34 protein-coding genes are annotated in these 26,475 nt (G+C 70.7%); 11 read left to right on the forward strand and 23 right to left on the reverse strand.

The genetic code is table 11. The annotated features are described in order from the left end of the window. Positions 1-126: 126 nt before the first annotated feature. The 10 genes from ACZ6RT_RS24875 to ACZ6RT_RS24920 all read right to left on the reverse strand — a co-directional run bounded on the left by ACZ6RT_RS24875 (position 127) and on the right by ACZ6RT_RS24920 (position 7,239). A complete protein-coding gene (locus ACZ6RT_RS24875) occupies positions 127-456 on the reverse strand; it encodes a hypothetical protein (RefSeq protein WP_470156430.1) in 330 nt (109 codons plus the stop codon). Next, positions 453-824, reverse strand: a complete 372-nt coding sequence (locus ACZ6RT_RS24880) for a hypothetical protein (RefSeq protein ID WP_470156432.1) — start codon at positions 822-824, stop codon at positions 453-455. The genes ACZ6RT_RS24875 and ACZ6RT_RS24880 overlap by 4 nt, the downstream gene beginning before the upstream one ends. Further along, a complete protein-coding gene (locus ACZ6RT_RS24885) occupies positions 808-1,257 on the reverse strand; it encodes a hypothetical protein (RefSeq protein WP_470156433.1) in 450 nt (149 codons plus the stop codon). The genes ACZ6RT_RS24880 and ACZ6RT_RS24885 overlap by 17 nt, the downstream gene beginning before the upstream one ends. Further along, on the reverse strand, positions 1,254-1,859 hold the full coding sequence (locus tag ACZ6RT_RS24890; protein ID WP_470156435.1) for a hypothetical protein: 606 nt from the start codon (positions 1,857-1,859) through the stop codon (positions 1,254-1,256). The genes ACZ6RT_RS24885 and ACZ6RT_RS24890 overlap by 4 nt, the downstream gene beginning before the upstream one ends. Before the next feature lie 244 nt (positions 1,860-2,103). Further along, positions 2,104-3,282 carry a helix-turn-helix domain-containing protein gene (locus ACZ6RT_RS24895; RefSeq protein WP_470156436.1) on the reverse strand — a complete coding sequence of 393 codons (1,179 nt, stop codon included), beginning with the start codon at positions 3,280-3,282 and terminating at the stop codon, positions 2,104-2,106. Further along, a complete protein-coding gene (locus ACZ6RT_RS24900; protein WP_470156438.1) occupies positions 3,263-3,934 on the reverse strand; it encodes an HAD family hydrolase in 672 nt (223 codons plus the stop codon). The genes ACZ6RT_RS24895 and ACZ6RT_RS24900 overlap by 20 nt, the downstream gene beginning before the upstream one ends. A 196-nt stretch (positions 3,935-4,130) precedes the next feature. Next, positions 4,131-4,592, reverse strand: coding sequence for a hypothetical protein (locus ACZ6RT_RS24905; protein WP_470156440.1), 462 nt, complete (start codon positions 4,590-4,592; stop codon positions 4,131-4,133). Between the two features lie 384 nt (positions 4,593-4,976). Continuing rightward, positions 4,977-5,537: a hypothetical protein gene (locus ACZ6RT_RS24910; protein ID WP_470156442.1), complete on the reverse strand. Its 561-nt coding sequence runs from the start codon at positions 5,535-5,537 to the stop codon at positions 4,977-4,979. Between the two features lie 183 nt (positions 5,538-5,720). Further along, entirely contained in the window at positions 5,721-6,296 is a 576-nt protein-coding gene (locus ACZ6RT_RS24915) for a hypothetical protein (protein WP_399190572.1), read from the reverse strand. A gap of 490 nt (positions 6,297-6,786) precedes the next feature. Then, on the reverse strand, positions 6,787-7,239 hold the full coding sequence (locus tag ACZ6RT_RS24920) for a GNAT family N-acetyltransferase (RefSeq protein ID WP_399190576.1): 453 nt from the start codon (positions 7,237-7,239) through the stop codon (positions 6,787-6,789). 63 nt (positions 7,240-7,302) lie between these two features. Between ACZ6RT_RS24920 and ACZ6RT_RS24925 the strand changes: the two genes are divergently transcribed. Together ACZ6RT_RS24925 and ACZ6RT_RS24930 are read left to right on the forward strand one after the other, a co-directional pair. Then, a complete protein-coding gene (locus ACZ6RT_RS24925) occupies positions 7,303-8,190 on the forward strand; it encodes a DUF2268 domain-containing putative Zn-dependent protease (protein WP_470156444.1) in 888 nt (295 codons plus the stop codon). A 63-nt stretch (positions 8,191-8,253) separates the two neighbouring features. Further along, positions 8,254-9,012: a MerR family transcriptional regulator gene (locus ACZ6RT_RS24930; protein ID WP_470156446.1), complete on the forward strand. Its 759-nt coding sequence runs from the start codon at positions 8,254-8,256 to the stop codon at positions 9,010-9,012. Positions 9,013-9,212: 200 nt separating this feature from the next. Here the strand turns inward: ACZ6RT_RS24930 and ACZ6RT_RS24935 are convergent, their stop codons facing one another. The 4 genes from ACZ6RT_RS24935 to ACZ6RT_RS24950 all read right to left on the reverse strand — a co-directional run bounded on the left by ACZ6RT_RS24935 (position 9,213) and on the right by ACZ6RT_RS24950 (position 13,124). After that, positions 9,213-10,205 carry an SMP-30/gluconolactonase/LRE family protein gene (locus ACZ6RT_RS24935; RefSeq protein WP_470156447.1) on the reverse strand — a complete coding sequence of 331 codons (993 nt, stop codon included), beginning with the start codon at positions 10,203-10,205 and terminating at the stop codon, positions 9,213-9,215. Positions 10,206-10,445: 240 nt separating this feature from the next. Further along, positions 10,446-11,078 (reverse strand): LysE family translocator, encoded by a 633-nt coding sequence (locus ACZ6RT_RS24940; protein ID WP_470156449.1) that lies wholly within the window; start codon positions 11,076-11,078, stop codon positions 10,446-10,448. A gap of 202 nt (positions 11,079-11,280) precedes the next feature. Next, positions 11,281-12,030, reverse strand: a complete 750-nt coding sequence (locus ACZ6RT_RS24945; RefSeq protein ID WP_470156451.1) for an SDR family NAD(P)-dependent oxidoreductase — start codon at positions 12,028-12,030, stop codon at positions 11,281-11,283. Positions 12,031-12,374: 344 nt separating this feature from the next. Next, positions 12,375-13,124 (reverse strand): TetR/AcrR family transcriptional regulator, encoded by a 750-nt coding sequence (locus ACZ6RT_RS24950; RefSeq protein ID WP_399190588.1) that lies wholly within the window; start codon positions 13,122-13,124, stop codon positions 12,375-12,377. 117 nt (positions 13,125-13,241) lie between these two features. Between ACZ6RT_RS24950 and ACZ6RT_RS24955 the strand changes: the two genes are divergently transcribed. From ACZ6RT_RS24955 to ACZ6RT_RS24975, 5 genes are all read left to right on the forward strand, one after another. Beyond that, positions 13,242-14,177, forward strand: coding sequence for an ATP-binding cassette domain-containing protein (locus ACZ6RT_RS24955; RefSeq protein WP_470156454.1), 936 nt, complete (start codon positions 13,242-13,244; stop codon positions 14,175-14,177). 24 nt (positions 14,178-14,201) lie between these two features. Then, positions 14,202-14,987: an ABC transporter permease gene (locus tag ACZ6RT_RS24960; RefSeq protein ID WP_399190592.1), complete on the forward strand. Its 786-nt coding sequence runs from the start codon at positions 14,202-14,204 to the stop codon at positions 14,985-14,987. Positions 14,988-15,157: 170 nt separating this feature from the next. Beyond that, on the forward strand, positions 15,158-15,451 hold the full coding sequence (locus ACZ6RT_RS24965) for an ArsR/SmtB family transcription factor (protein ID WP_399190594.1): 294 nt from the start codon (positions 15,158-15,160) through the stop codon (positions 15,449-15,451). Beyond that, positions 15,448-15,834 carry a VOC family protein gene (locus ACZ6RT_RS24970; protein ID WP_399190596.1) on the forward strand — a complete coding sequence of 129 codons (387 nt, stop codon included), beginning with the start codon at positions 15,448-15,450 and terminating at the stop codon, positions 15,832-15,834. The genes ACZ6RT_RS24965 and ACZ6RT_RS24970 overlap by 4 nt, the downstream gene beginning before the upstream one ends. A gap of 375 nt (positions 15,835-16,209) precedes the next feature. Next, positions 16,210-16,422, forward strand: coding sequence for a hypothetical protein (locus ACZ6RT_RS24975; RefSeq protein ID WP_399190598.1), 213 nt, complete (start codon positions 16,210-16,212; stop codon positions 16,420-16,422). Positions 16,423-16,502: 80 nt separating this feature from the next. Here the strand turns inward: ACZ6RT_RS24975 and ACZ6RT_RS24980 are convergent, their stop codons facing one another. From ACZ6RT_RS24980 to ACZ6RT_RS25005, 6 genes are all read right to left on the reverse strand, one after another. Further along, positions 16,503-16,781 carry a cell division protein SepF gene (locus tag ACZ6RT_RS24980; RefSeq protein ID WP_344891985.1) on the reverse strand — a complete coding sequence of 93 codons (279 nt, stop codon included), beginning with the start codon at positions 16,779-16,781 and terminating at the stop codon, positions 16,503-16,505. Positions 16,782-16,967: 186 nt separating this feature from the next. After that, positions 16,968-17,858: a protein phosphatase 2C domain-containing protein gene (locus ACZ6RT_RS24985; protein WP_470156457.1), complete on the reverse strand. Its 891-nt coding sequence runs from the start codon at positions 17,856-17,858 to the stop codon at positions 16,968-16,970. A gap of 121 nt (positions 17,859-17,979) precedes the next feature. Then, positions 17,980-18,216: a hypothetical protein gene (locus ACZ6RT_RS24990; protein WP_399190602.1), complete on the reverse strand. Its 237-nt coding sequence runs from the start codon at positions 18,214-18,216 to the stop codon at positions 17,980-17,982. 88 nt (positions 18,217-18,304) lie between these two features. After that, positions 18,305-18,691, reverse strand: a complete 387-nt coding sequence (locus ACZ6RT_RS24995; RefSeq protein ID WP_399190604.1) for a hypothetical protein — start codon at positions 18,689-18,691, stop codon at positions 18,305-18,307. A 3-nt stretch (positions 18,692-18,694) separates the two neighbouring features. After that, the gene (locus tag ACZ6RT_RS25000) at positions 18,695-19,117 is read right to left on the reverse strand and encodes a hypothetical protein (protein WP_470156460.1); all 423 of its coding nucleotides are present in this window, start codon (positions 19,115-19,117) and stop codon (positions 18,695-18,697) included. A gap of 350 nt (positions 19,118-19,467) precedes the next feature. Next, positions 19,468-20,154 (reverse strand): hypothetical protein, encoded by a 687-nt coding sequence (locus tag ACZ6RT_RS25005; RefSeq protein ID WP_470156462.1) that lies wholly within the window; start codon positions 20,152-20,154, stop codon positions 19,468-19,470. A gap of 276 nt (positions 20,155-20,430) precedes the next feature. On the opposite strand from ACZ6RT_RS25005, the gene ACZ6RT_RS25010 reads away from it, so the two are divergent. Next, entirely contained in the window at positions 20,431-21,006 is a 576-nt protein-coding gene (locus tag ACZ6RT_RS25010; protein ID WP_470156463.1) for a cadmium resistance transporter, read from the forward strand. Positions 21,007-21,058: 52 nt separating this feature from the next. Continuing rightward, the gene (locus tag ACZ6RT_RS25015) at positions 21,059-21,883 is read left to right on the forward strand and encodes a PrsW family glutamic-type intramembrane protease (RefSeq protein ID WP_470156465.1); all 825 of its coding nucleotides are present in this window, start codon (positions 21,059-21,061) and stop codon (positions 21,881-21,883) included. Positions 21,884-22,051: 168 nt separating this feature from the next. On the opposite strand, the gene ACZ6RT_RS25020 is transcribed toward ACZ6RT_RS25015, so the two are convergent. The 3 genes from ACZ6RT_RS25020 to ACZ6RT_RS25030 form a co-directional block, all read right to left on the reverse strand. Then, positions 22,052-22,924, reverse strand: a complete 873-nt coding sequence (locus ACZ6RT_RS25020; protein WP_470156467.1) for a TIGR03943 family putative permease subunit — start codon at positions 22,922-22,924, stop codon at positions 22,052-22,054. A gap of 183 nt (positions 22,925-23,107) precedes the next feature. After that, positions 23,108-24,136 carry a permease gene (locus tag ACZ6RT_RS25025; protein WP_470156468.1) on the reverse strand — a complete coding sequence of 343 codons (1,029 nt, stop codon included), beginning with the start codon at positions 24,134-24,136 and terminating at the stop codon, positions 23,108-23,110. Positions 24,137-24,299: 163 nt separating this feature from the next. Further along, complete coding sequence (locus tag ACZ6RT_RS25030) at positions 24,300-25,163, reverse strand: NUDIX domain-containing protein (RefSeq protein ID WP_399196998.1); 864 nt, start codon at positions 25,161-25,163, stop codon at positions 24,300-24,302. A gap of 219 nt (positions 25,164-25,382) precedes the next feature. Between ACZ6RT_RS25030 and ACZ6RT_RS25035 the strand changes: the two genes are divergently transcribed. Then, positions 25,383-25,676: a hypothetical protein gene (locus ACZ6RT_RS25035; RefSeq protein WP_470156470.1), complete on the forward strand. Its 294-nt coding sequence runs from the start codon at positions 25,383-25,385 to the stop codon at positions 25,674-25,676. Beyond that, positions 25,598-26,452 (forward strand): VOC family protein, encoded by an 855-nt coding sequence (locus ACZ6RT_RS25040; RefSeq protein WP_470156472.1) that lies wholly within the window; start codon positions 25,598-25,600, stop codon positions 26,450-26,452. Before ACZ6RT_RS25035 ends, ACZ6RT_RS25040 begins: the two co-directional genes overlap by 79 nt. The last annotated feature ends 23 nt before the right edge of the window (positions 26,453-26,475 follow it).

Here is a 26,475-nt window from a genome sequence, read left to right on the forward strand (position 1 = left end):
TGGAGAGGGCACCGCACTATCCCGCGGGCGGCCCTCCTGGCGGCGACCCGGCCGGCTGCGCGCCTCCGCCTGCGGGAGTGGAAGGCGTGACGGTACGAGAGGCCGGTCGCCGTACCGCCACGCTGCTCATGGAGCCGCCTTCGGCTCGGTGTGGTGCTCGCCGAGCAGTTCGGCGAGTCGGCGTGCGACCCGTGCCGGGTCGTCGGCCGGGGCGTGGCCGGCGGGTTCCTCGGTGAAGGAGGGTCCCCAGGAGAATACGGTTCCGGCGCGGTCGGCCCATACGGTCAGTTTGTCGCTGACCACGAGGCGCGGCTGCCCGCCGTCGTAGGTGATCGCGGGACAGGTCCGGTAGGCGTGCAGCTCGGTGCGGAGCCGCTGCAGGACGGTCACGGCGGCGGGCCGCCAGGTGGCCGCGCTCAGCCGGTCGGCCGCCGGTGTGCCGTTGGGCGGGATCACAGCCGGGCTCCTTCCCGCGAGGAGTGACGTGGCCCCGGGACTCGTACCGGTCGGCCCGGGGGCAGGCCGACTGAGGGGGTGAGTCCCGGGGCCACCGGAAGTGGCGGACCCGGGTGATCGGCCACAACGGGCGTGGGCGGCTGATCGCCTTGAGGTCGGGTCCGCCACAGGTCGAGGTCCACCTGCTGCATCCGGTCCCGCAGTTCACCGGCGCCGGTGGCGTGGACGATGCGGCAGCGGGCCGGGTCGGTGAGCTCCCACGCCTCGAAGCGCTGGTTGTGCAGGCTCCAGAAGACCAGCCAGGTCGGCGCGTGCTTCTGTACCTGCCGGGCGGCTCGCGCCGCCAGGGCGTCATCGCGGGACAACATGGTCAGCTGTGAGGACGTCGGCCAGCAGCGGAAGTTCGCTGCCCAGCACGTCGGTGAGCGGGCGGGAGCGCAGGATCCGGTGGTCGTGGACGAGCCGGTCGACCGCGGCGGCCATCGTCGCCTCCGCGACGGATACCGGCCTGCCCCGGCGGGAGGGCTTCGGGGAGGTCCACCGGATCTCCTGGCCGTCGGTGAAGGCCACCAGTCCGTAGTAGATCGATACCGCGGCCCGGCCGGAGGCCAGCTCGTGGACGTCGGCCGAGATGTCGTGACGGGCCAGCTCGATGGCCAGCTCTTCGGCGCGGCGTCTGGCGGCGAACCGCTGTGCCGCGGCCTGGGCGATGGTCGAGGGCGCGGCGGCGTCCGCGTGGGAAGCATGACCGCCGCCGCGCCTGCTCATGGGGGTGCCGTCTAGGGACAGGGTCGCGTTCATGCCGCGGTTCCCTGCCGGGAGGGCTCGTACCGTCGGGGCGGGACGGCGTCCGGGAGGTGGCTCCGGCCGAGGGCGACGGCGTGCCCAGGCCGGAGGGGCTGGTGCCGATGCTCGGGCGGGAGCGGCAACAGGGTGAGCGGTGGCCGGTCGAGTGGCTCCCCGGGGCGCGGGGGCGGAGTGCCGGCGCCGGTCGGGGGGAGCGCGAGGGCCGCGGCGCGGGCCCGTCGCCGGGAGAGGGGGTCGCGGGCGAGGGCCAGGCGGAGCGCACGGTCGGCGCGTGTCTCGACCGGCCGGTGCGGGCGTACGCCGCCGGGAGCGGCCGGGCGGCGGAGGTCGGTGCGGCCGGCGGGCCGGGTGCGCGACGGTGCCGCCTCGGGCTCGGCCCGGCGGGGAGCGGGAACGAGCGTCGGCCGCGCGGTGACCTCGCGGACGGGCCCGAACGTCGGCAGGGCCCGGCCGAGGCCGAGGCCGAGTCGGCGGCGCGCGTCGAGGCGCTCGTCCATCAGCTCGGCGGACGGCTGGACGTACTCGTGATCGGCGGCCTGGCCGGGGCAGCCGTGCGCGTAGGGGGCGTGCCCGCAGGCGGCACAACCCATCGGCATGGGCGGCGCGTCGGCGAAGCAGCTACATGCTGTAGTCCGGTCGAGAACCGGAGCACTATGGTGAATCACGGGTCAGGACTCGCTTCCTGATCAAGGAGCCCGTACGGTGTGTCAGCACTTGCGGGCTCCGCTTTTGCGCATGGCGACGGGCTGTCACCGCTCGCCTACGCTCTGGCTCGGACGGTCCCATGGTGCTTCGCGGAGAATCAGTGAAGTGCCACACCTTGTGTCACTGAAGTGGTTGTCAGATCACGCCGACCCATTCGGCGAAACCGACCAGGGTTTCGCTGCCGGCGCGGTGCAGGCGTAGCAGCGTCTCGGCATCCTCGCGAACCCACGGATGCTCTCGGGTGTGCTGCGGCGCGATTCGGCGGGCCGTCCTCAACGACTCGAACGCCGCGTCCTTCAGGCCGGCCCACAGCTGCGCTCTGGCCAGGTCGATAAAGAAGCCGCTGCGGCGTTCGGCCGGCATGCTCAGAGGCGGCGACCAGGTGGCGCCCAAGGTGAGGGCGAGGTGGAGGTGACGGTCTCCGAGGCCCAATGCGACGGATATCTCGTGGACGCGGACCGAGCAAGGGCCGAACGCGGTGCCGTAGTAGATGTCCTCGGGAATCAGATCGCCGAGTCGCCGTGCCTCGCCCAGGTGGGTCACGGCAGCGTCGGCGTCGGCTGCTCGCGCCGCGACGACGGCCGCTCGCATGTGCAGGGCCCCCAGGACGCCAAGGCGTGAGCGCTCCGCCTTTTCCGGCAGGCGGTCAATCGCCGACTCGATGGCACGCAGACCCGCCTGGTACGCATGGGCGGCGAAGAAAATCTCGGTACGAACATACGCTGTCGAGGCGCTCAGAAGAGGGTCCTCTGCGGTGGCCGAGGCTTGACGCATCAACTCGATCAGCCGGGCCGACAAATCCAGGTAGCCGTATTTGTAAGCGACCGCGTCAGAAGCTCGGTAAGCGGCGACGAGTAGCGTTGCGAACTTGTCAGGATCAGCCGCCGTGTGAGCCCCGCGGATGAGTTCGCCGAGTAGCTCGCGAAGGTTCTGTGACAGCAGTACATATTGAGCACTCAGACGTTTCTGAACTGCGTCGGCAACAGACGCGCGGAGCGCGGGCAAGGGACGCACCGGTCCCTTGTCGAGGACGTCGTAGGCGGCTATGACCTCGCGTAGGGCAGGGATCGCGTCATGGACGCGGCTGTCGAGGCGACCAGAATCCCCCAGTAGGCGCGATGGATCAACACCCAGGGCTGCGGCGATGGCGTCCAGCATGTGATCGCTGGGTACGCGCGTGCCTTGCTCGATCTTTCGGAGCATGCTGATGGAGACGTTGGCCGCCCGAGCGAGATCGGCCTGATACATGCGGCGCGCGCTGCGAATCGCAGCGATGCGCTCTCCGACGCTGCTTCTAAGAGCTGGGCGAGCCATCTCTGCGCTTACTTCCGGCTAGTAGCGGAGAGAGTTGCGTAATGCTGTCGATCTGCCAGTCCGCTGCATCCAGGGTGGTCATGTCGTTTCCCCACAAGTGCCCCCAGGGGCCGCGTCGAATTACACATGTGCGTAGACCGAATGCTTTCGCGGGAATGATGTCGTTCGCAGGGTGGTCACCTACGTACACGGTTTCATGAGCAGGTGCGTCGGCAAGCCGAAGAACTTTCTCAAAGAACTCGGGAGCAGGTTTCGCGACGCCCCATTCCTCCGAGGTGACAATGATGTCGGCAGGAATCGACAGCGCTCTCAGAAGATCGCCGGCTCTGCGCGTCTGGTTCCCCGCGACACAGACGCGAAGTCCCGCGTCACGCAGGGCCTGCAGCCCCTGCCGCACGTCGGGGTACAGATCGGTCTCATCGAGGTGCTCACCGCGGCCGGCCTCTTCGCGAGCCTGGCGCTCCGCGCGCAGGTCGATACCGGGCCGAAGGATGCGGATCGCCTCTGCGTTGTCCATGCCAAGCGCTGTCACCGCGCCGACCAGGGCGGACATGGTGTGGCGAGGAACATTCAACCAGTCTGCCCAAGACCCCCAGTAGCGGTCATCACGAACCAACGTCTCACCTATGTCGAACACCACAGTCGCGACCACACTCCGGAGAGTAAATCAGCGGGGCGGCGTCCGCCTGGGATGGGCGACATGTCGCAGGGAGACCGGCCTCCTGCCAGAACCGATCTCGCTGGAAGTCTTTCGCCCAGCTCGCGAGCCGTAGGATCCGAGATCGAACCGATGTGCAAGCAGGACGCCAGGAGTTCGAACCGCTCACTTTCCCGGTGCTTTCCATCGATCAACGGCTCGTGGACGCAGGGACGACCCCCTTCCGCGAATGCCGGACGGCGACACCCCGATCGATCAGGATCGCCGCGCCGACGAGCAGGGTCACCACTCCCGACAGCTCGGCGAACGCCGCCATGACGTACTCGCCGTCCGGATCGCCGACCCCGTCAGGTGAGCCGTTGAGCCAACGTGACGCGGCCATCGCCTGCGACAGGACCAGGGCTCCGAACGCGACGGTGACCCCTCCCAGGACGAAGCCCGGAGGTGCCGAGCGGGGCCGCCTGCTGAAAAAGCTGACCCTCCAGGCTCCGATCACCAGTGAGACCGGGACCGTGAGAAACCAGCCGATCTCCAGGCTCACGATCGCATCCAGGCGCAGATGCTCGAATCCGTCGCCCCGTGGGGAGTGCAGGAGCGGGATCATCACGGTCCCGCCGAGGAGCCCGATGGCGAGGAAGCGGAGGAACCACATGATCGACATGGTCTCGGACGGCCTGGGGAGCGGGTCAAGAGGGGGAAGGAAGAAACTTCCGCCGGCGGGAAAGGGCTGATCTGCGACACGAGCCGCGCTGATCGGGGATCGAGAAGCTGTGGGCAGGGGTCCCGGAACCTCTTCGATGCATGATCGATCGTACGGTCCGCGCATCACCGGTCCTGCGGTCGGTGATCTCGGCGTCTCCACGGACGCGGTACGTGGACCCTGGGCGTCACGTCCGCTCCAGGCCCGCCGGGTGGATCCCCTGACGGGCCTTCGTCGTGGTGGGGCCACGGTGTTTCGGGCCCCGTACCCCTTCGATCCGACCGTCCCGGCCCGGCCTCGCCAGGGTCCGGACGGCCGGCCGGTACGGCGGGGAGATCAGCCCGTGAACGACACGGTGGCGAACCGGTACCAGGTCTTGCCGTTCTCGTCCCCGTAGTGGGCGCGCCCGGTCATGACCTTGCCGTCATCCGCCAGCCAGGTGTGGCTGCTCTCCGTGTACGCACCGGTGCTGTCCCCGTTGATCAGCATCACCTGCCGTCCCTGCCAGTACAGCGCGGCGGTGCGGTACCTCGTGTCGCCGTTCTCGTCGTCGTCGTGCCACCTGCCGACGATCACCTGGTTGTTGGGGGCGCTGAAGTCGGACCTGGCCTCCCACTGACGGCGGGTCCAGTCTCCGGAATGCACCTCGACCTGCTCTTCGTTGATCAGAATCCGGCTGCAGTGGTAGGTGGTCTGCCTGCTCTCGTCGCCGTAGTGCGAGCGGCCGGTCATTACCATGTTCGGCGGGCAGGTGAACTGGGCGCCGTCCTCCCAGACGGTCTCGTTGTAGGTGCGTTCCATCCTGATCGTCGCCGCCGAGGCGGGGGAGGCCATGGTGGTGGCCGACAGGACGGCGGCCACGGCGGCGACGGACAGGGCTTTGCCGTACGTTCTCATCGTCTTCTGTTCCTTTCGAAGTGTGCTCACGCGCGGGGCGGCGAGGATCGAAGAGAGTCCGGCCGTTCCCCGGGGTGTCGAAGGACGAGAGCCGCGTCGGGAACGGCCTGGCCTGGCCGGTTGTACCGCCAGGCGTGATGGTCAGGGGATCGCCGCCGCTCGATGCCGGCGGCGGCCGGTGGGTCAGCCCGTGACGGTTACGGTGGCGAACCGGTAGTAGGTCGTGCCGTTCTCGTCCCCGGTGTGCTTGCGGCCGGTCATGACGGTGTTGCCCACGGCCTGCCAGATGTGACCGCTCTCCTTGTACGGAACGCTGATGTCGCCGTTGGCCAGCAGCACCTGCTTGCCCCGCCAGGACATGGTGGCGGTGCGGTACTTCGTGTCGCCGTTCTCGTCGCCTTCGTGCCACCTGCCGACGACCGCCTGGTGGTCGGGGGCGCTGAAGTCGGACCTGTTCTCCTTCTGAGGACGGGTCCAGTCGCTCATGTACACCCTGGCCTGCTCACCCTCGATGAGGATGAAGCTGCAGTAGTAGGTGGTGCGGCCTCCCTCGTCGCCGTAGTGCGAGCGGCCGGTGAGCACCATGTTCGTCGGGCAGGTGAACGACGCCTCGAAGTCCTCCCATACGCTCCCGCTGTGGGCGGGCACGATCTCGATCTTCACGGCCGCGGCGGACGCGGGTGCGGGAGCCGCCACGCCCATGGCCGCCAGGGCGGTCAGGGCGGCCGCCGCGGCGGACAAGGTCTTCTTCTTCCTCATATGCGTGTCTCCTGCGATGCGTTTTCGCTTACCTGGCGGAGCATCACAGGGCTCACTGGCGATCCACTTGTGTCTCGGTTGGAACGACGGCGGGGCGTGTCCGCGATCGCCGGCACGCGTCGTGAGCCGTGTCCGTGGCGCCGTGGACGATCTCCTCGAAGGGGGCGCCGCGACGCGGAGCGGACGGCCACGACGGTCGGCCACGGTGTGCCCGCGGACCGGGCGGACATGCTGCTCGGCATGTTCCACGCGGCACGCCGCGGGGAGTTCTCCACCACCGGACCGGACCGGACCGGATCGGGAGGACCTTCTCCGGCGCCCGGCCACGCCGGTCCGTTCGGCGCTGGAGGGGCACATCGCCCGGCCGTGAGCCCTCCCCGACGAGGCGGCCACATCGCTCCCGTCTCCGCATGGGCGGATGCGGCGGATGCGACGGCCGGGCCCGTTCGTGCACGGACGGCCGGGATCCGGCCGGTACGCGAGCAGGACGTCAGGAGGGAACAGGCGTCAGGTCCAGCACCCCGACCGTCTCGCCCTCGCTCTTCTCCCCGGTGAGCCGGAACCCGAGCCTCCGGTAGAAGCCCTCGGGGCCGTCCTCTCCCGGCTCCCACGTGACGTACATCCTCGTGCCGCCGCGGTGCCTGATCTCGGTGGCCACCGACTCGACGGCGAAGCGGCCGACGCCGCGTCCCTGCGCGTCGGAGGCCACGTTGAGGCGCCACAGGCCGGACCGGAAGTCCACGCCCTCACCGTCCCAGTCGATGTCCAGGAAGGCCATGAGGAAGCCCACGGGACGGTCGCCGTCGAGGACGAGGCGCGGCCAGGCCGTCGTGGGGTGGACGTAGGCATCGGCCAGCGACCTCACCACCGGTGAGACGAAGCGCTCCTGGTCGGGACGGACCTTCACCGCGACGGTACGCGGCGTCGGCCAGGTGCGCGGCACCCGCCCGGTCGTGTCGCCCGTTCGGTTGACCCTGCCGTTACGTCACCCTTTAGCGTCGGGCGCATGACCATCACCGTTCTCGACACCTACTCCGCCATGAAGCGGATCCTGCGGGCCCCGGCCGCGGATCGTGTCGCCCTGCTGTGCTCGATGCTGGAGCCCGTCAGGGGCATGTACCGCTACTTCCCCGGGGACGTCGACCTGGCGGCGATGCACCGGATGGCGTCCGGATTCCCCCTCGACCGCGACGAGGAGCGCTGCCTCGACGCGCTCGAGACGCTGGCGGCGGCCGGGGCGTGGGAGCGGATGCAGCGTGCCCTCGACGACGCCCTCGCCCTGCAGTCGGCGGCGACACCGGGGCTGGAGGTCCCGGACATCACCGTGCTGTTCGTGCTCGGCGATCCCGAGGACGCCCACTTCATGGGCCCCTGCCTGGGAGTCACCGGGAACGGCGGGTTCTCGGGCTACATCATGATCACGTTGTGGCCCTTCCCGGAGAACGTGGAACGGCTGGAGGCCACCGCCGTGCACGAGCTCAACCACAACCTGCGCTACGGCCCCGGTGGGGTCGTGTGGAACCCGATGACCGTCACGGTCGGCGAGCACGTGGTCTCGGAGGGCCTGGCCGACGCGTTCGCCCGCGGGATCTACGGCGACGAGCTCGGCCACACCCGCATCGGCGTGCCGCACCTGCGCGACGAGGCGGTCTTCGACAAGGTGGTGTCCGGACTCGGCGTGACCGGCATGGAGAACTTCACGGCCTGGGTGCACGGCGACGCCAGCGCGGAGCGCTTCGGCGCCACCCCGGTGGGCCTGCCGACCGGGGCCGGATACGCCGTCGGCAACAGGCTGGTCGACACCTACCTGGCGGTGACGGGACGGACGGCGGCACAGGCCCTGCACGCCGACAGCTCGGAGATCATCACCACGGCGCTCCGTCACAGGGGCTGACCGGCGGCCGGACGCGGAGATGGGGGACACTCGATCGGCAGACCGTGACGAGGAGAGCGGACGATGGAGTGGATGATCCACGAGCTGGCGGTCAGGGCGGGCGTCACGCGCCGTACCCTGCGTCACTACGACCGCATCGGGCTTCTGCCCCCCTCCCGGGTGGGCGAGAACGGGTACAGGTTCTACGGTCCCGGAGCGGTCGCCCGGCTGCAGCGGATCCTGCTGATGCGCAGGCTGGGCCTGGGCCTGCCGGCCATCGCCGAGGTCCTGGCCGAGGAGGTGGACGAGCGTGACGGGCTGCGGGCGCACATCGCCGCGCTGGAGGGCGAGCGGGACCGGATCGAGCGGCAGATCAAGGCGGCGCGCCACACCCTTGAGGCCATGCTGGCCGGTACCGAGCCGGGCGCGGACGTGATGCTCGCCGGGTTCAACGACCTCTACCGGGACGAGGTCGTCTCGCGCTGGGGCGAGCACGCCTTCCAGGCGAGCAACGACTGGTGGCACGGCAAGAGCCTCGACGAGCAGCTGGCCTGGAAACGGTCCGGCGACGACCTCGTGGCCGCGTGGGTCGCCGCGTGGAAGGCCGGGGCCCGTCCGGCGTCGGAACGCGCGCAGTCGATGGCCGCCCGGCACGTGGAGTGGCTGAGCGAGATCCCCGGCACCCCCACGGCCGAGGGGGACCGGGAGCGGTCGATCGAGATGGTCCGGTGCCTGGGCCACATGTACGTCGACGATCCCCGCTTCGCCGCCATGTACGACGGCGTCGAGGGGGCGGCGTTCGTCCGCGACGCGCTGCACGAGTACGCGCGGACACGGATGTAATCCTCACCTCGACGGAGACGGACGACGCCGCGTCGCGAGCCGGACCCGGGAAAGCAGAAGAGGCCCCGGTGGCTCCGGAGCCTCTTCGGCGCATGAACGGTCATGCGGTTCGGGAGTCAGGGCTCACCGGGTCGGAACTCCCGGTGGCCCGACGGCGGTGCCTCCGTGTTGCTGCGGTCCACGCGACACCCTGCCGGCGACTACGGCGTCGGCAGCCAGCGCAGCGTGAACGGGAGGTTCGGCTGCTGACCGGTCTGGAGCCGCGGGATCTGACCCTCGGCCACGTAGATCCCGTGCCGGGCCTTCACCACGGAGCTGGGCTGGTCGAGGGTGGCGTCCACCGCCTTCACGGTGCGGGCGCGCACGTCGACCACGCTCAGCGGCCCCGGGTTCTCCGTGACCAGCAGCCGGGTGCGGTCGAGCATCCGGATGCCGTCCGGGGTGACGAATCGCCTGCCCAGGTCGATGACCTCGGCCGGAAGCGCCGATCCGTCGGCGGCGATGCCGACCTTGATCAGCTCTCCGCTGCTGTAGTTGGTCGTGTAGAACGAGCGCGCGCCGTCGAAGGCGATGCCGTTGATCTGCAGTCCGGCTCCGTTCGTGAGGGCGGGGTCCTTCGACCACACCGACAGCGTGCCCCCGGTCGCCCTCCTCGGGCTGGGCGTCGTCAGCTTGAGGATGCGACCGGGCGGCTGCGGGGTGGCCGTCGGGTTGGTCGTGTCGGTGATGTAGACGGCGTTCCTCGCCAGGGTGATGTCCGCGCAGACGCCACCGTCCGGCAGGGTGTACGCGGCCTTCAGGGCCCCGGACGACAGGTCGAACGCCTGCAGGAGGGTGGGGGTCTGGAACGACAGGTCGATCCCGCACGCCCAAAGGACGCCGCGGTCGTCGTCGGCGAGCACCCCGGCGGTCCCGAGGTTCACGTCGGCCGGGACGAACGTCCGGGCGGTGGTGGATCCGGCGGGGAACCGGACGATCTCGCCGGTCACGATGCTGGCGGCGAACACCGTGCCCTCCCGCGTCGCCGCGACGCTCTCGGGGTGGAAGTCGTCACCGGGGACGACGAGGTCGGCCGGCCGGTGCCACGAGGCGGTCGTGTCCAGGTCGTGCCGCTGGTCGGCCAGGGCCGCGGGAGCCGAACCGACGGCGACCGCTGCACCCAGGCACAGGGTGAGGATGAGATTGCGAGACAAGGGCTTCGTGCCCCTTTCTGAAGGCGATGGCGGTGCCATCCGGTACCGCCCGGAGTTGATCATAAGTATTCAAACGACTCCGGAAAGGGGCTTTCGGGCAGACCGGGTGAAGACGGCGCCCGCGTCGGCGAGCGGCCGTCCGGCCGGTGAGGAACCGGCGGAGGGGGGCGCATGCGGCGGGCTCCGTCCCGCCCGCGTCGAGTTCGATCAGCGCCGCCTCGCCGTCCGCGGCCGGTCCGATCAGGACTGCTGCGTCGCCAGCCGCAGACCGAATCCGATCACGATGACGCCCGTGAGCCGGTCCAGGCCACGCTTGATCGACGGCCTGCGCAACCAGTCGCGCACCAGGCCGGCGAACCCGATGAGCAGGACGCTCCACACCAGCCCCTCGGCCACGTGGACGCTCGCCAGCAGGACGCCCATCGCGGCGTGGGGCACGTCGTCCGGGATGAACTGGGGGAGCATCGCGACGTAGAACGCGCCCACCTTCGGGTTGAGCGCGTTGGTCAGCAGGCCGCGGCGGAATGCCTGCCACCACCCGTCGGCCTGGGGCTCGGGTGCGGCCGCGTCGCCGGCATGACCTCTGCGGCTCTGCCAGAGCATCTGGCCCCCCATCCACAGCAGGTAGGCGACACCCGCCCAGCGCAGCGTCTCGTAGGCGAGGCGGGAGGTCGCGAGGAGGGCGGACAGGCCGGCGGCCGTCAGAAGACCCCACAGGAGCGTGCCGGCCTGGATGCCGAGCACCACGGCCCAGGCCGACCTTCTGCCGGCGAGAAGCGAGGTGCGCAGGATCAGGGCCGTGTCCAGACCGGGCGTGATCGTGAGCAGTCCCACTATCAGGGCGAACGAGAGAACAGACCCCTGTACGTCCATGGACGTCACCATAGTGATCGCCGCGAGAGCCGACGAGGCCGACCTCTCGATGTCCTCCACACCGAACCGGACCGAAGCGTCGAACCGCGCTGAACCTCGCTGGGCCGGGTCGAACCGCACTGAGCCCCTCCGAATCACGCCGGACCTCGCCGCAGCGTGCCGGACCCCGCCGTGGGCCGGTGCCCGGTGAGGCGTCCGGGGCTCAGGCGAGGTAGCCGCCGTCGATGTCCAGCACGGCGCCGGTGATGAAGGAGGCGCCGGGATCCGCGAGGAAGGCGATGCCCGCGGCGACCTCTTCGGGACGGCCGTAGCGTCCCATGGCGTTGGCGGCGCGCTGGGCGTCGGAGTAGGGGCCGTCGGCGGGGTTCATGTCCGTCTCGATCGAACCGGGCTGGACGACGTTGACCGTGATCCCGCGGGGTGCCAGGTCGCGGGCGGCGGCCTTGCTGTAGGCGGTGACCGCGGCCTTGGCCGCGGCGTAGTCGGCGACGCCCTGGTAACCGGCGCGGGCGGCCAGCACCGAGCCGACGGTGATGATGCGGCCGTCGGCGCGCAGGACCGTGGCGGCGGCACGGATCGTGGCCAGTACGCCACCGGCGTTGACGGTGAACTGCCGGTCGAGGGCGCGGTGGTCGGTGGAGGGGTCGTCGATCAGGCCACCGGCGGGAGTGCCGGCGTTGTTCACCAGGATGTCGAGGTGCCCGAAGTCGGCGACGACGTCGCCGATCAGAGCGGCGACCTGGTCGACGTCCCCCTGGTCGGCACGGTAGGCGCCGGTACGGACCCCGGTGGCCTTGAGGTCGCCGGCGATCCGCTGCGCCCTGTCGGCCGAACCGAGGTAGCTGATGGCGACGTCGGCGCCGGCATCGGCGAGGGCGTGGGCGGTGGCGGCACCGATGCCGCGTGATCCACCGGTGACGAGGGCGACTTTTCCGGTGAGGGGTCCGGGCATGACTGCTCCGTTCTGGTCGGCGAGCGCGACCTTCGGAAACGCGGTCCGATGAAGGGACGCGGTCCGGTGAAGGGTCGCGGATCGGTGAAGGGACGCGCTCCGGTACGGGGACGCGCTCCGGCACCGGGGACGCGGCCCGGTGAGCGCGCGGATCGGGGAGAGGACGCAGCCCAGTAAAAGGCGTGCGCCCGGCGGCACATACCCCTACGAGCCCTTGAACTCCCGCGTACTTCCCGGTGACCACCCGCCGTGGACCCGCGCGGGAGGCGTGACGCTCACGGGGCGGTGACGCCGTGCGGCTTCACCGCCGCTCCGATCCCTCCCGAATTCAGATGGCCCCTGTGTCACGGCCGCCCGGCGGTCCTGTGCTCGATGAACGCGGCCACCCCGTCGAGGTAGAGGCCCAGCGCGAACGCCCTCTCGGTCTCCTCGTCGTAGTGGACCTCGCCCGCGAAGATCCCGGAGGCGATCGCCCTGCTCAGCGCGGGGAAGCGCCGCGCGTCCACCACGCGGGCGAGTGCCGCGCCGTACTGGCGGCCGAAGGCCTCGGGGTTCTCCGTGTAGCCCGCGGACAGGTCGATGCTCAGCCGGAGCTCGCCGTGCAGGAAGGTCAGCAGGCCCATCACGATCCCGACCTTGTCCTCCTCCTCCAGGCCGGTGCCGCCGAGCGCGTGCAGCGCGCGGTCGAACCACCAGAGGTTGTTCGGTCCCATCGGCGGCGCGCTGATCGGGATCTGCGCGGCCCAGGGGTGCCGGCGCAGCACCGTCAGCGCGCCCTTGACCCACAGGGTCAGCCCGGTCCGCCAGTCCACGTCGTCCGGCAGGTCCGGGGGGTCGTCCAGGGCCGCGTCCGCCATCAGCAGGAGCAACTCGTCCTTGCTCTTCACGTAGCGGTACAGCGCCATCGTGGAGTTGCCGAGCTGGGCGGCGATCCTGGACATCGACACCGCGGCCAGCCCTTCGGCGTCCGCCACCTCGACCGCGGCCCGGGTGATGTCGGCGATCGTGAGGGACGGCCTGCGCCCCCGCCGTACCGTCTCGCGCAGCCCCCACAGCAGGGTCACCTCGGCGGACAGTTCGATGTCGTCGGTCATCCGGTCCCTCTCGTCACGAGCACGGAAACAGTCTAGGAACACCCTTCCACTCTCCTATGCGTATGGTCTACGCTTTTAGGCGTATGAGATACGCAATACCGTCACCGTACCCGAGGAGTGAGAGTGATCGTCGAGGCGACCGGCCTGCACAAGGCCTTCGGATCCACCAAGGTCCTGAACGGGGTGGACCTGCACGTCGAGGAGGGCACGGTCTTCGCGCTGCTGGGCCCGAACGGCGCGGGGAAGACCACCGCCGTCCGCATCCTGACCACGCTCCTGCGGCCCGACCTGGGCAGCGTGCGGATCGCCGGGTACGACGTCGTGCGCGAGGCGACCGGGGTGCGCGGCGTCATCAGCCTGACCGGCCAGTCCGCCGCCGTGGACGATGAGCAGACCGGCCGGGAGAACCTGGTCATGATCGGCCGGTTGATGCACCTGGGCGCCCCCGCCGCCCGCCGCCGCGCCACGGAGCTCCTGGAGCGGTTCGAGCTGGTGGACGCCATGAACCGGCGGGTCAAGACCTACTCCGGCGGCATGCGCCGCCGGCTGGACCTGGCGATGAGCCTGGTCTCCCAGCCGAAGGTGATCTTCCTCGACGAGCCGACCACCGGTCTCGACCCGTCCAGCCGGACGACGATGTGGGACGCCATCAAGGACATGGTCGCGTCGGGGACGACGATCGTCCTCACCACGCAGTACCTGGAGGAGGCGGACCGGCTGGCCGACCGGATCGTGCTGATCAACGGTGGCAAGGTCGTCGCGTCCGGTACGGCCGACGCGCTGAAGTCCCAGGTGGGCGGGGACCGGCTCGACCTGCGGTTCGCCGCGGAGGCCGACGCGGCCCGTGCCGCCGCGCTGTTCGACGTGCCGCGCGGCACCGACCCGCTCGTGCTGGGCGTCCCGTCCGACGGCGGTGCCGAGCACCTGTACCGGGTGCTGGACGACCTGCGGATCGCGGGCGTGCCGCCCGTCACGGTGTCCTCCCACCGGCCGACGCTGGACGACGTCTTCCTCTCCCTGACCGCCATCGGCCGGACCCCCGCCCAGGTCTGACCGGCTCCCGAAAGGACCACCACCATGACCGTCACCACCGTGCACGGCGGCACCCGCAACGCCGTGAGCGACTCCCTGACCATGATCGGCCGTAGTGTCCGGCTCAGCCGCCGCAACGTCGACACGCTGATCATGTCGATCGTCCTGCCGCTGCTGATGATGGCGCTGTTCGTCAACGTCTTCGGCGGGGCCATCAACACCGGCACCGAGTACATCAACTACGTCGTGCCCGGCATCATCCTGCTGTGCACCGGTTACGGGGCCTCGGCCACCGCGATGTCCGTCGCGCACGACATGACCAGCGGCATGGTCGACCGGCTGCGCTCGCTGCCGATCCGCAGCTCGGCCGTCCTGACCGGGCACGTCGTCGCCAGCGTCGCGCGGAACCTGCTGTCCACCACCGTGGTCGTCGGCGCCGCCGTCGTGATGGGCTTCCGCCCCGACGCGACGGTCGCCGACTGGGCGATGGCGGCCGGCCTGCTCCTGCTCTACGTGCTCGCGCTGTCCTGGCTGGCGGCGGGGCTCGGCGTGATCGCCAAATCCGTCGAGTCGGCCAGCACGCTGAGCTTCCTCATGCTGTTCCTGCCCTATCTCAGCAGCGCGTTCGTGCCGACGCACACCATGCCGTCGTTCCTGCACGCGGTGAGCGAGAACCAGCCGATCACCCCGGTGATCGAGACCGTCCGGGGCCTGCTGACCGGGACCCCGATCGGCGGCACCGGCCAGATCGCGCTCGCCTGGTGCGTCGGCCTGCTGGTCTGCTCGTTCACCTTCGCCGTCTGGCTGTTCCGCCGCCGTACCCACGGCTGAGGACGTGGTCCGCGCGAGGACCGGATGGCCGTCACGTCGCCGGGACGCGTCCCGGAGGTCGTCCTCGGCCTCATCGCGGGGCCGTTCCTCCCGCCGGGCTCGACGAACACGACAGGCAAGTTTCCACTTGCCTCTTGTTAGGCAAGTGGTGACTTGCCTATGCTGGGGGTGTGGCGGAAGACCTTTTCAAGGCGCTGTCCGATCCCACCCGCCGGCACATCCTCGACGAGCTGGTGGAACGGGACGGCCAGACCCTCTTCGAGATCTGCACACGGCTGGTGAGCAGGCACGGCCTGAGCCTGACCCGTCAGGCGATCAGTCAGCACCTGGCGGTACTGGAGTCCGCAGGCCTGGTCCGTTCGCGACGCCAGGGCCGCTACAAGTTCCACGACCTGAACACCGAACCGCTTGAGCACATCGTGAACCGGTGGCTCAGGCCGGGCACACCGGAAGGCACCTCATGAGGATCCATCTGTCCAGCGTCTTCGTCGACGACCAGGACAAGGCCCTGCGCTTCTACACCGACGTACTGGGCTTCGTGAAGAAGACCGAGGTCCCGCTGGGCGAGCACCGGTGGCTGACCGTCGTCTCACCGGACGACCCCGACGGGACCGAACTGGTGCTGGAGCCCGACGAGCACCCCGCGGTGAGGCCGTTCAAGACGGCGCTGGTCGAGGACGGCATCCCGGTCACCTCCTTCGCCGTGGACGACGTGCACGCCGAGTTCGAACGGCTGCGCGGGCTCGGGGTGCGCTTCACCCAGGAGCCGCTGGACATGGGCCCGGTCACCACCGCGGTCCTGGACGACACCTGCGGCAACCTCATCCAGATCGCGCACCACAAGTAGGCGTCCGTGCCTCCGCGTCCCGTCCACGGGGGCCGGACCCACGGGGGTACGAGAAAGGTAGGGCTCCAGGTTCTCCGGCCGATGGCAGGAGATGGGGACTAACCGCGTCGCCGACCGGATCGACCGTACCCTCCGGGGTCGTGCCGGTTCCTCCCGGCAGAGTGTGGCCCGAAGGGGAACGCGCGTTCGGCACATAGCGGAAGCCGTCTCCCCTCCCGGTCCGGGCCGGACAGCTGCGGAAGTGCCCCGAACACGGTCGCCTGCCCGGATGGTTCCCCGAGTTGAACAGGGCCGCTCCAGGTAGTCGTATGAGTGCCCACAGCAATGGGGAGGCGACCCGCAGCGGGCCGCCCTCGTCCGAAGGAGAAGACCGCGATGAACCGCACCACGATCGCCGCCGGGTTGATCGCTCTCGGCGCCGTCCTGGCCGCGCCGCTGCTGGCCGCCGGTCCGGCTCACGCGACGACGTCCCCCTGCGACCCCTGGGACGGGCTGGGGATCGGGATCGGGGACGGAACGGGAAGCGGGATCGGGGACGGGGTGGGGAGCGGGATGTTCCTCGACTACGGCAACATCGGCATCCTCTAGGGGCGATCGCACCGCTCCGAACGCCGTCGGCCTCGCCCTTTTCCCGGGTGAGGCGGGCGGCGTCGCCGTCGGGGCGCCCGCTACGGCGTCCCGGTGACGTCCGGGGGCGGGGCCGCCGACGGCTCGGGGGCCGGCGGTCGTCGCGCCATCCCGCGGGGCATCAGCAGGAACACCTTGGGCGACAGGCGGTCCATGTCCCCGCCCCTGCCGAACACCAGGCCGGCGGCGAAGTCGACGAACTGCTTGGCCTCACCGTCCGGCACTCCGGTCAGGTCCATCACCACGGGCACACCGGTGCGGAAGTAGTGCCCGACGTGGAGCACCTCGTTGTAGTCCTGGGGACACAGCGTCTTGAACACCGCATCAGTCTCCACCGTCCGCGCCGTCCGTCAAGACCTCTCCCGCCGGACAGGCCGGGACGCTTCGAGGCCGGGACGGTTCAGAGCCGGGATGGTTCGAACGGGCCGGGACGGTTCGGACGACCGGGGCGGTTCGAGCAGGCCCGGATGGTTCGAGCGGGCCGGGACGCCCGCGCGGGCCGATGGTCAGCCGAACAGGCAGTAGGCGGCCGTCGCGTCGTCGTGGACCTTCGTCCGGGGCCAGCGGGACCCCAGGGGGTCGGTGCGTTCGGCCTCGCGGACGCGGTGGATCAGCTCGCCGGGACCGGGCCCCTCCAGGATGTCGAGGACCTCGCGCCAGGTGGCCAGGCCGAACCGGTCCACCAGCCGGGAGGCGCCGTCGCTCAGCAGGGCGATCGCGCGTACCCGGTCGGCAGGGAGCGTGCCGGTGAGCGACCGCTCGGCGGTGAGCGGATCGACGGCGGCGACCCAGAAGCCGCCCTCGCGGTTGCGGTGGCCGCGCATGGTCTCCACGTACTCGCGGTGCGCGGTGACGTGGTCGGGGCTTCCGTGGGCGAGCGTGTCCAGGACCGACCGGTGCGTCCTGCCGACCAGCGCCTCCCGGTCGTCGCAGACGACCGTCGGCTCGGCCTCGCCGACCAGGTCCAGGAGGAGCACGGAGTCGGCCAGGACGAGGTACTCCAGCTCGTCACCGGTACGGCGGACCATGACCACCGTGGCCGACGGCGAACCGGGGTGGGTCAGGTCGCAGACGAAGTCGTGGAGGGAGGCGACGGCCTTGATGCCGTTTCCCAGGATCTCCGTGAGCGTTCCGTTGTCCTGGACCATGCCCGCCAGAAGGGTCGAGCCGAGGGAGCGGACGTACCAGCCGACGCCGTGGATGCACCCGGAGCCCGATCCATCCGGGGTGCCGGCGCCGTCGAGGAGCACGAAGACCTCGGGTGTCGTGCCGACGAAGTCCTCGTTCCGCCGGCCTGGAGCGGCCTCGGTGGCGAAGGTGATGCGCATCGGGTCGGTGCTCCTCGTGCTGGACGGCCTGATCCGGGTGGACTTGAGGGAGATGCGTGTTTCCCTCACCAGGTTCCCCCGTCGGGAGCGGCGTACTCCCTCCACCTCCCTCCGCCTCCCTCCGCGCAAGGACGCCGCTGTCGCGCGGGAGGACCGGTGCGGGGCCGGTGCGGCGGGGCGGGAGCCCCGGTCAGTACGAGGGTTCGGAAATGGACTCGGCCCGGTAGACGTCCATCGGCCCCTCATCGTCCTCGTCCACCCCCACCTTTCTCAGCAGCAATGTCCGGCTGCCGATTTTCAGCGAGCGTTCGCCGTTGATCTCCGTGGACGCGAAGACGGTGACGACGTGGCCGTGCATATCGCGTACCTGGTCGTATTCCGATTGATCAGGAATGTCTAACTTGATGCGCCTGGTCTCGAATGTCACTCTTCCAGTGTGAAGCCGCCGGGCCGGAAATCACCCTGCGGACGTGATGTTTCCATCGTTTTCCCGAAGAAATCACGATCATCGGCCGTCAGGGCAGCGGATCGATCTCGATGTGCCGGTCGTACTGGACGAGTTCCGACCCGCGGTCGGTGAGGATGGGCCACCTGGTGGCCCGGGCGCACCAGACCACGTGCCCGGCCGTGACGTCGCGCGATCCGTCGAGGATCTCCGCGATGTCCCCGACCTTCCCGTGGGTGAAGTCGTCGATCCTCACGCCGGGGGTGGTGACGAGTTCGAACAGCTCGACCTGGGTGGAGATGGGGGAGATGGACAGCACGGCCGCGAGGCTGGTCGCCGGGACGCATATCCCGCCGCCGCGGAAGAGGCACATGGCGGCGACGCTCCTGGAGTACTCGGTCTTCGCCACCGCGATGTCGACCAGGGCGCTCACGTCGAGCACTCGACCGGGAAGCATGGTTCAGCCCCTCCGGAAGCCACGGACGCCGATCTGGTCCCACTCCCTCTCGGAGAGCGGATCGACCCCGAGAGAGCCGGCCGCCCTGTCGAGGTCCTCGCGGTGCAGGTTCCACCGGTGCATCAGCGTGATCACGTGGGGCTTGTTGCCGATCTCCCGCTGGACGGCCGCGTGGATCACGTCGGCGATCCGGCTTCCGGTCAGCCGTGCCTTACGGGAAAGTGCCTCATAATCTGCTTTATCCAACTCTATGGTGATAGAGGTTTCGGAGGCCGCCGTGCCGTTCGCCTTCCGTTCCTCACCGAGCCGGAGATGGGCCAGCCAGAGCGGGATCGGACCGGATTCCTGTCCGGTCGCCGCACGATCATTCGCCGATGGTCTTTCCGATCCTGTGCCGTCTCGCCAGGCCGGCATGGAGTGGGCCATGCGTTCGACAGTAGCCGTGAATCGCCGATCATGACAGCACTTCTCCGTGACTTCGACGGCCGGTACGGCAGGGCTTCCCGTCGCTTTTCCCCGGCCTTTCCGGGACCGGTCCGGCCCTTCACCTTCCGCCTTTTCCGGGCCTCGCCACGTCCTGCGATCCGTCCCGGCGTTTCGGAGGCGGTCGTGCCCGTCCGTCGGCCCGGACACGGACATGGACACGGACATGGACACGGACACGGACACGGACATGGACACGGACATGGACATGGACACGGACATGGACACGGACATGGACACGGACATGGACACGGACATGGACACGGACATGGACACGGACATGGACGGGACCGTCATCGCGGGAACCCCATGGGCCGGCCGGGGACCCCCTGGCCGGGATCGAGCGGGGGCGCGGACGTGGGTGCGGACGTGGTTCCCGAGGTGGGCCCGGAGGTGGGCCCGGAGGTGGGCACGGTCCCGGGATCCTGGGGGGCGGAGGTGGGCACGGTCCCCGGATCCTGAGGAGGGGCGGCGGGCGTGGTCCCGGGGTCCGGGAGGGCGGTGCCGCAGAATCCGGCGGTCCGCCGCTCCGCGGCGAGCTGGTCGACCGGTTTGCGGTACTCCTCGCGTTCCTGCCGCGGCGGTTCGTACCGCCAGGAGTCGCCTTCGAAGACGAAGCCGAACTCCGTGGTGCCACCGGCCCTGGTGGCCTGGACCAGGGCGGTGTCACCGGTGACCGCCACGGACGCGATGGTGAACGGGGAGTCGGCCACGATCGGCGGGCAGAGCGTGAACAGCCGCACGTACTCCTCCCGGGAGATCAGCTGCTGTGCCCCCGCGGTCCACAGGTCCCAGAAGTCACCGTAGGAGCCGCTGCCGTAGGCGTCGAGCGCGGGCTGCACGGCCTGGCGGACCGAGGTCTCCGAGTGGTCGGCGCCCTGCGCCGAAGGCCGGGTCGGGGGTGAGGAGGGCGGGTTGAGCACCATGAACATGGTCACGACGGCTCCGATGGCCACACCGAGGGCCAGAACGAGTATCACGGCCAGTCCCCGCCCCGTCTCGCCCCGGGAGGGCTTGCCGTACTGCGGCGAAAAGCCCACGTGCGGTCTCCGGGGGCCGGTGAGAGCGGATGAAAGTGATCATAACGCCCATGGCGTGAGGGTGGCCACGGCGCCGTCCGGTCACAGGGCAACATACCCGGTCACCGATCGGCGAGGAGGACGGCACGTCTGATCCCCGGAGACCGGGCCGCGCGGGGTGTCCGGCCCTCGGGGGCGACGGGACCCGGTCGCCGGGACAGGCGACATAATGCGCCCGTGATCTCAACGATCGGTACGGCCGTCGCCGTCTTCGCGGGCACCAACGTGGACGACCTCGTCATCCTGACGGTGCTCTTCCTGGCGTCCCGGGCGGGCGGCGTCCCCCGTCCCGCGCAGATCGTCACCGGTCAGTACGCGGGCATCGCGGCCCTGGTGGCCGTCTCGGCCGCGGCCGCGCTCGGGCTGGCGGTCGTACCGGACCGCTGGGTGGGGCTGCTCGGCCTGGTGCCGTTCGGCCTGGGGGTGCGCGGGCTGGTCAGGGCCGCGCGGAGCGACGGGGACGAGGCGCCGCGGGTCGCCTCCGGGGTGATCTCGATCGCGGGGGTGACCATCGCCAACGGGGCCGACAACATCTCCGTCTACACCCCGCTGTTCCGTACGATCGGGACGGTGGCGACCGCCGTCACGATCGCCGTGTTCGCGGTGCTCGTGGCGGTCTGGTGCGCGGCGGCCTCCTGGCTCGGGTCGCACGAGAGGGTCATCGCGCTGGTGGAGCGGTGGGGCAGGTGGCTGGTGCCCGTGGTGTTCATGGCCATCGGCGCGGTCATCGTCGCGGAGTCGGTATTTAGATAAACATGGACAATTCACCCGAATCCAGGGTATACGGATCGGGGAACTACCTGTCATGCGAGACCACTTACGCTTCTACCGTCATCGATGGTTCAAGGCGTGGATCGCCATGATCGTTCTTTCCTTCTCGCTCATCGCCGTGATGCAGGCCGCCGGGAACGAGGCGTTGCTCCCCGCGGCGTTCTTCTACGGGGCCGCGGCCGGGCCCGTCGCCCTCCTGCTCGCCACCCACGACCGGACCCGGATCGGCGTCAGCCTGCCGGCCATGACGCTGATGGGGATGTTCCTGTTCGGCGGGGGCGTCGCCCTCCTGCTCGGTGGCTGCCTCGACTCGCTGTTCATCTCCCCGAAGAACGACGTCTCGATCCTGCGGGTCGGGTGGATCGAGGAGTCCGCCAAGCTCGTCCCGCCCCTCGCGGTCGCCCTCACCGGCCGCCACCTGACCAAGGCCGCCGGGGTCGCCCTCGGGCTGTCCTGCGCGACCGGATTCGCGATCATGGAGTCGATGGCCTACGCCTGGAAGAACGTCGCGGGCGAGGGCGGGGTGGTCGGTGCGGGCACGATCCTCTTCCTGCGCGGCCTGACCACCCCGTTCAGCCACCTCGTCTGGACCGGCCTGATCTGCGCGGTGGCGTTCGGGACCTGGCAGGCGCGCGGGCGCGTCGTGGTGACCCTTCCCGTCGTCGCCGCCTTCGTGACGGCGGCCGTGCTGCACTCGCTCAGCGACGGCCTGCTCGTCCTGGACATCCCCCGCCCGGCGCGGCTGCTCTTCCTCGTCGTCGCGGTGGTGAGCTACTGGCTCTTCCACCGGGCCACCCGCGACCTGAAACCGCCCGTGGTGCCACCGGATCCCCTCCCACACCTGACCCGCACACCCTGACCCGCACACCCTGACCCGCGCACCCTGACGCGAGCACCCTTACCCGTCCGCGCACCCGGAACCGTGCGCACGCCCGAGGCGCACGCCCACCGGAGCCCGGCGCCGGGACCCGGCCCCGCCACCGGGCCCGCGCGTACGGCCGGGAGTCCCGCGGCGAGCCGGGCCGGTCTACTCATACGGCTCGGCGGGGGCCTTCACCGGGGTGATGCTCTCCCCGGTCAGCTGCGGGTACACCACGCCGTTGGGCATGTCCCCGAACGTCTGCGGGATCCAGGTGCCGGTGACCGCGACCCAGGTGTCGGGCGGCGGCGCGTCCAGCCCCTTGACCGCGACCTTCAGCGGGAACGCGTCCGCGGCGCAGCAGGCGATCTGCATGCGGGTGACGTACCACTGCCCCTTCTTCTTGGCCGGGGAGACGAAGCCGGTCAGCCTGACCTTGCGGCCGGTGAGGGACTTCTTGTCGTCGTCCCAGGCCCGGCCGATGAACTCGCCGACGGTCATGTCCACCGGGCCGGTGCCACCGGTCAGCGGGGTGAACGAGCTCAGGGTCTGGTCGCGGGGCGGCGGGGTGTCCTCCCGGGAGGCGGCGAACGAGCCGAGCGCGGGCGGTGCGATCAGGAAGATCGCGAACACCGGCAGGCACAGCAGCCAGGCGACCCGGGGCCCGCCACCGGCGTGATCGTGCCCCCCGTGCGAGGCGTGCGGGCCGTCCTCCTCGTGCGAGTCGTCGCGGCCGTGCGGGCCGTGTTCCTCGTGCGAGTCGTCGCGGCCGTGTCCGGACGCAGGCTCCTCCGCCGCGCCCGGATCGCGCGAGAGGTGGCCGTGCCCGGCCGGCACGGGCTCCTCGGCGGTACGGTTCTCCGTCCGGGACGCCTGGAGCAACCCGGCGACCCCGAGGATCACCAGCACCGCTCCGGCACCGACCAGGAAGGGCTGGAAGCCCGGTTTGACGTAGTTGAGGTAGGTGGTGGAGAACGCCGAGATCCGCAGCACGGCGCAGCCCAGCAGGGTCAGGACCAGGTTCTGTGTCACACGGTTCATCGGGGGCCGCGGACTCCTTCCGGACTCGCGAACGCGGTGGACGGGACGGACGGGTGAGGAAGGCGCCGGGCATGCCGGGCGCGGTGGGCGCGACGGTCTCCCGGGCGGTACGACCGGCGACCCACGAGCGGGAGGACGCAACTCTCCGCGCCGAGCCGGTCCGCGGGGACGCCGGGGGGTGTCTCACAGGAGCCACCAGCCGAACAGGACGCTCACCCCGACGGCCAGGACGAAGGTGAGCGGGACGAACCTGAGCGCGAACGCCTTGCCGAACGTGCCGGTCTGCAGCGCGATCAGCTTGAGGTCGACCATCGGGCCGACCACCAGGAAGGCCAGCTTCGCGGTCGGGGAGAACGCGGTCATCGAGGCCGCCACGAACGCGTCGGCCTCCGAGCAGATCGACAGCAGCACCGCCAGCAGCGCCATCACCAGGACGGCCAGCCACGGCACTCCGGCGATCGTGGTCAGCCACTCGCGCGGGACGACGACGTTCAGCGTGGCCGCGGCCAGCCCGCCGACGATGAGGAAACCGCCCGCGTGCAGCAGGTCGTGCCGCATCGCCTCGGCGAACTGCGCCAGCCGGGGGCCTTGGCCCTGTGGGCGGGAGGGGATGCGCAGCCACTGGCTGCGGCCGAACCTCAGCCACAGCCAGCCGACCAGTACCGCCACGACCAGCGAGGCCCCGAACCGGGCGGCCACCATCAGCGGCTGACCGGGGAAGGCCACCGCGGTGGCGACCAGCACGATCGGGTTGATCGCGGGGGAGGCCAGCAAGAACGCCAGCGCGGCGGCCGGGGCCACCCCGCGCGCCATCAGCCCCGAGGCGACCGGCACGGAGGCGCACTCACACCCCGGCAGCACCGCCCCGGCCATCCCGGCGACCGGCACGGCCACGGCCGGGTTCTTCGGCAGCGCCCTGGTCCAGAACGACGCCGGCACGAACGCCGTGATCGCCGCCGACAGGGCCACACCGAAGACCAGGAACGGCAGCGCCTGCACGCAGATCGCCACGAAGATCGTGGCCCAGGTCTGCAGGGCCGGTGCCGTCAGATGCGGGGTCAGCAGCAGCCGGCCCGCCACCAGCGCCACGATGACGAGCGCGAACCCCCACGGCAGGGCACCGCCGGAGCCTCGACGGCCCCAGGAATCGGGGGGAACCGGGATCTCGTCCTGGGCCCAGGTGTCCCGCGGGCCGGTTCGGAGCTCGGACATGCGTCTCATCGTGCCAGAAGTTCCGCGTGTCCCGGCCGGAACGTCACGGCTGTGACGACGGCCACGGCCGTCGTGCGCGACGTTCCACGTCTGCCGCTCGGAGCGGTCGCGATCGTGACGGCCGGTCGTCGTGCGTGACGTCCCTGCGTGCCGGGAGGGAACCTCACAGCTGCGACAGCAGCCACCGGGGGCCGACGACCTCGGCGCCCAGTTCCGCGACCCGTCCGCGCAGCCCGCGGTCGGCGGTGACGACCAGCACCCGCTCCCACGGCCGGGAGTCGCGTACGACCTGGACGACGGCGTCGTCCCCGTCCCCCGGGGCGGAGATCACCGAGACGCCGGGCACCGGGGCGGCACCGCGGGCGGCGCCCTCGACGACCGCGGACACCCGGGGGAACCAGTACTCCAGCGCGGGAACCCGGTCGGGCACGGCCCGCAGGCCGTCGGCGGCGCGTGCCCCGACCTCGGCGAGCAGCCCGGCCGCCGCCCCGGCGCGGTCGTTCCACCAGCCGTGCTCGGCGCGGGCGCCCACCACGTTGGCGACGTCCAGGACGACGAGGGAGGGGGCGAGCGCGAGGCCGACCTCCGGCCAGGTCTCGGCGAAGCCGGGGTGCAGGTTCCTGGTGGTGACCTTCTCGACCGGCAGCCAGCGCAGGGCGATGCTCTCGCTGTTGGCGGGGGCCACGGGCAGCAGCCCGGAGGCCTCGGCGATGACGGTCTCGAAGGACCACCCGCCGTGGTCGTCGAGGTAGACGCCCTGCACCCGCAGGCCGGTGCGGTCCATCACGGCCTCCTCGGACGCCTCGCGCAGGGCGGCCTCGACGCCGCTCTCGTGACTGTCGCGGGCGCCGCCCGGCAGTCCCCAGGTGCCGCCGTGGTGACTCCAGTACGCGCGTTTCTGCATGAGGATGTGAGGGGTCCCCGCGGCGTCGTGGTGAACGGCCAGCAGCCCGGCGGCACCGTGCACGCCCCAGTGCCGATGGCCGCGATCGCACCGGGCCCAGCCGTCCCCATCCCTGGCCGCCATGCGACCAATGATGCCCCAGGCCCCGGAGCCCCCCGGAACGGCGCCCCGCGGCGGACCCGCCCGAAGCGCGTGACCCGCCCCCGGGAGGCGGGCGCCCTTCGGACGAGGTCCCGTTCGTGACCCCGCCGTCCAGCGGAGGTACGGCGTGGGACGCGTCCGTACGGCCGTGTCATGATCCGGCATACTGGCGCGGATCTCACCCCCGGTCGAAGGAATGTCATGACCACGAGCGCGTTCGCCGTGCCGGTTCGACCCCTGCGTCCGATCCGCCCGTTCGCGACGGTCGTCGTCGTCTCGATCGCGCTGGTCTGCGTCGCGTCCACCGTCGTGTCGGTGCTGCAGCTCCTCGGCGGGGAGAAGTGGGCACGACCGGCGGTCCTGACGTGGTACGTCCTGGGCGGGCTCCTGTACCTCGTGGCGGGGGTCGCCTTCCTGTGCTGGCTGTTCCGTGCCCGTGCCAACGCCTACGCGATCTCCCGGGGGTCTTCCACACCTATCCCACGTCGTACCTGATCCTCGGCTGGATCCCCTACCTCTGCCTCTTCGTCCCCAAGGGGATCGTCGACGACATCTGGGCCACGTCACGGCCCGGTGGCCTGTGGCCCGGGACCGATCTCCTGAGGGTCCGCCGCTCCGGCCTGATCCGGGCGTGGTGGTCGGCCTGGCTGCTGTCGTGGGCCGTGGCCGGGGTGACCGTGAGGTTCGTCGAGGGGAGGCTGAACGGGCCGGAGGCCGTCGCTCTCGTCGCGGGCACCGTCCTGCCGATCGTCGCCGGCCTGCTGGCCGTCCGGGTGGTCCGGACGATCACCGATCTCCAGGAGTCGGCCCTCGCCGCGGATCCGCCCGCGTGGCCGCGGCACCCCGGACAGGCCGGCCCGTTCGGGAACGGCGCCCACTGGACGCATCTCGCGCTCTTCACCCTGGTCGTGCGCGACTACGACGAGGCCGTCGCCTTCTACGCCGGGACCCTCGGGCTCGACCTCCTGGAGGACAGGCTCATGGACGACGGCGAGCGCTGGGTGACCGTACGGCCGCGAGGCGCGCGGGAGACGGCGCTCCTGCTCGCCCGCGCCCGTACTCCCGAGCAGGAGGCACGCGTCGGCGGACAGACCGGCCTGGTCTTCTCCACCGCCGACCTCGTCCACGACCACGAGCGGATGACGGCGGCGGGCATCGTCTTCGAGGGGACCCCGCGACGCGAGCCCTACGGCACGGTGGCCCTCTTCTCGGACCTGTACGGCAACCGGTGGGAACTGCTCCAGCCCAACGTCTCACCGGTGTACGGCTGACCGCTGCCGTGACCCCTGCGGCG

It is taken from the genome of Streptosporangium sp. NPDC050148 (assembly GCF_055586505.1).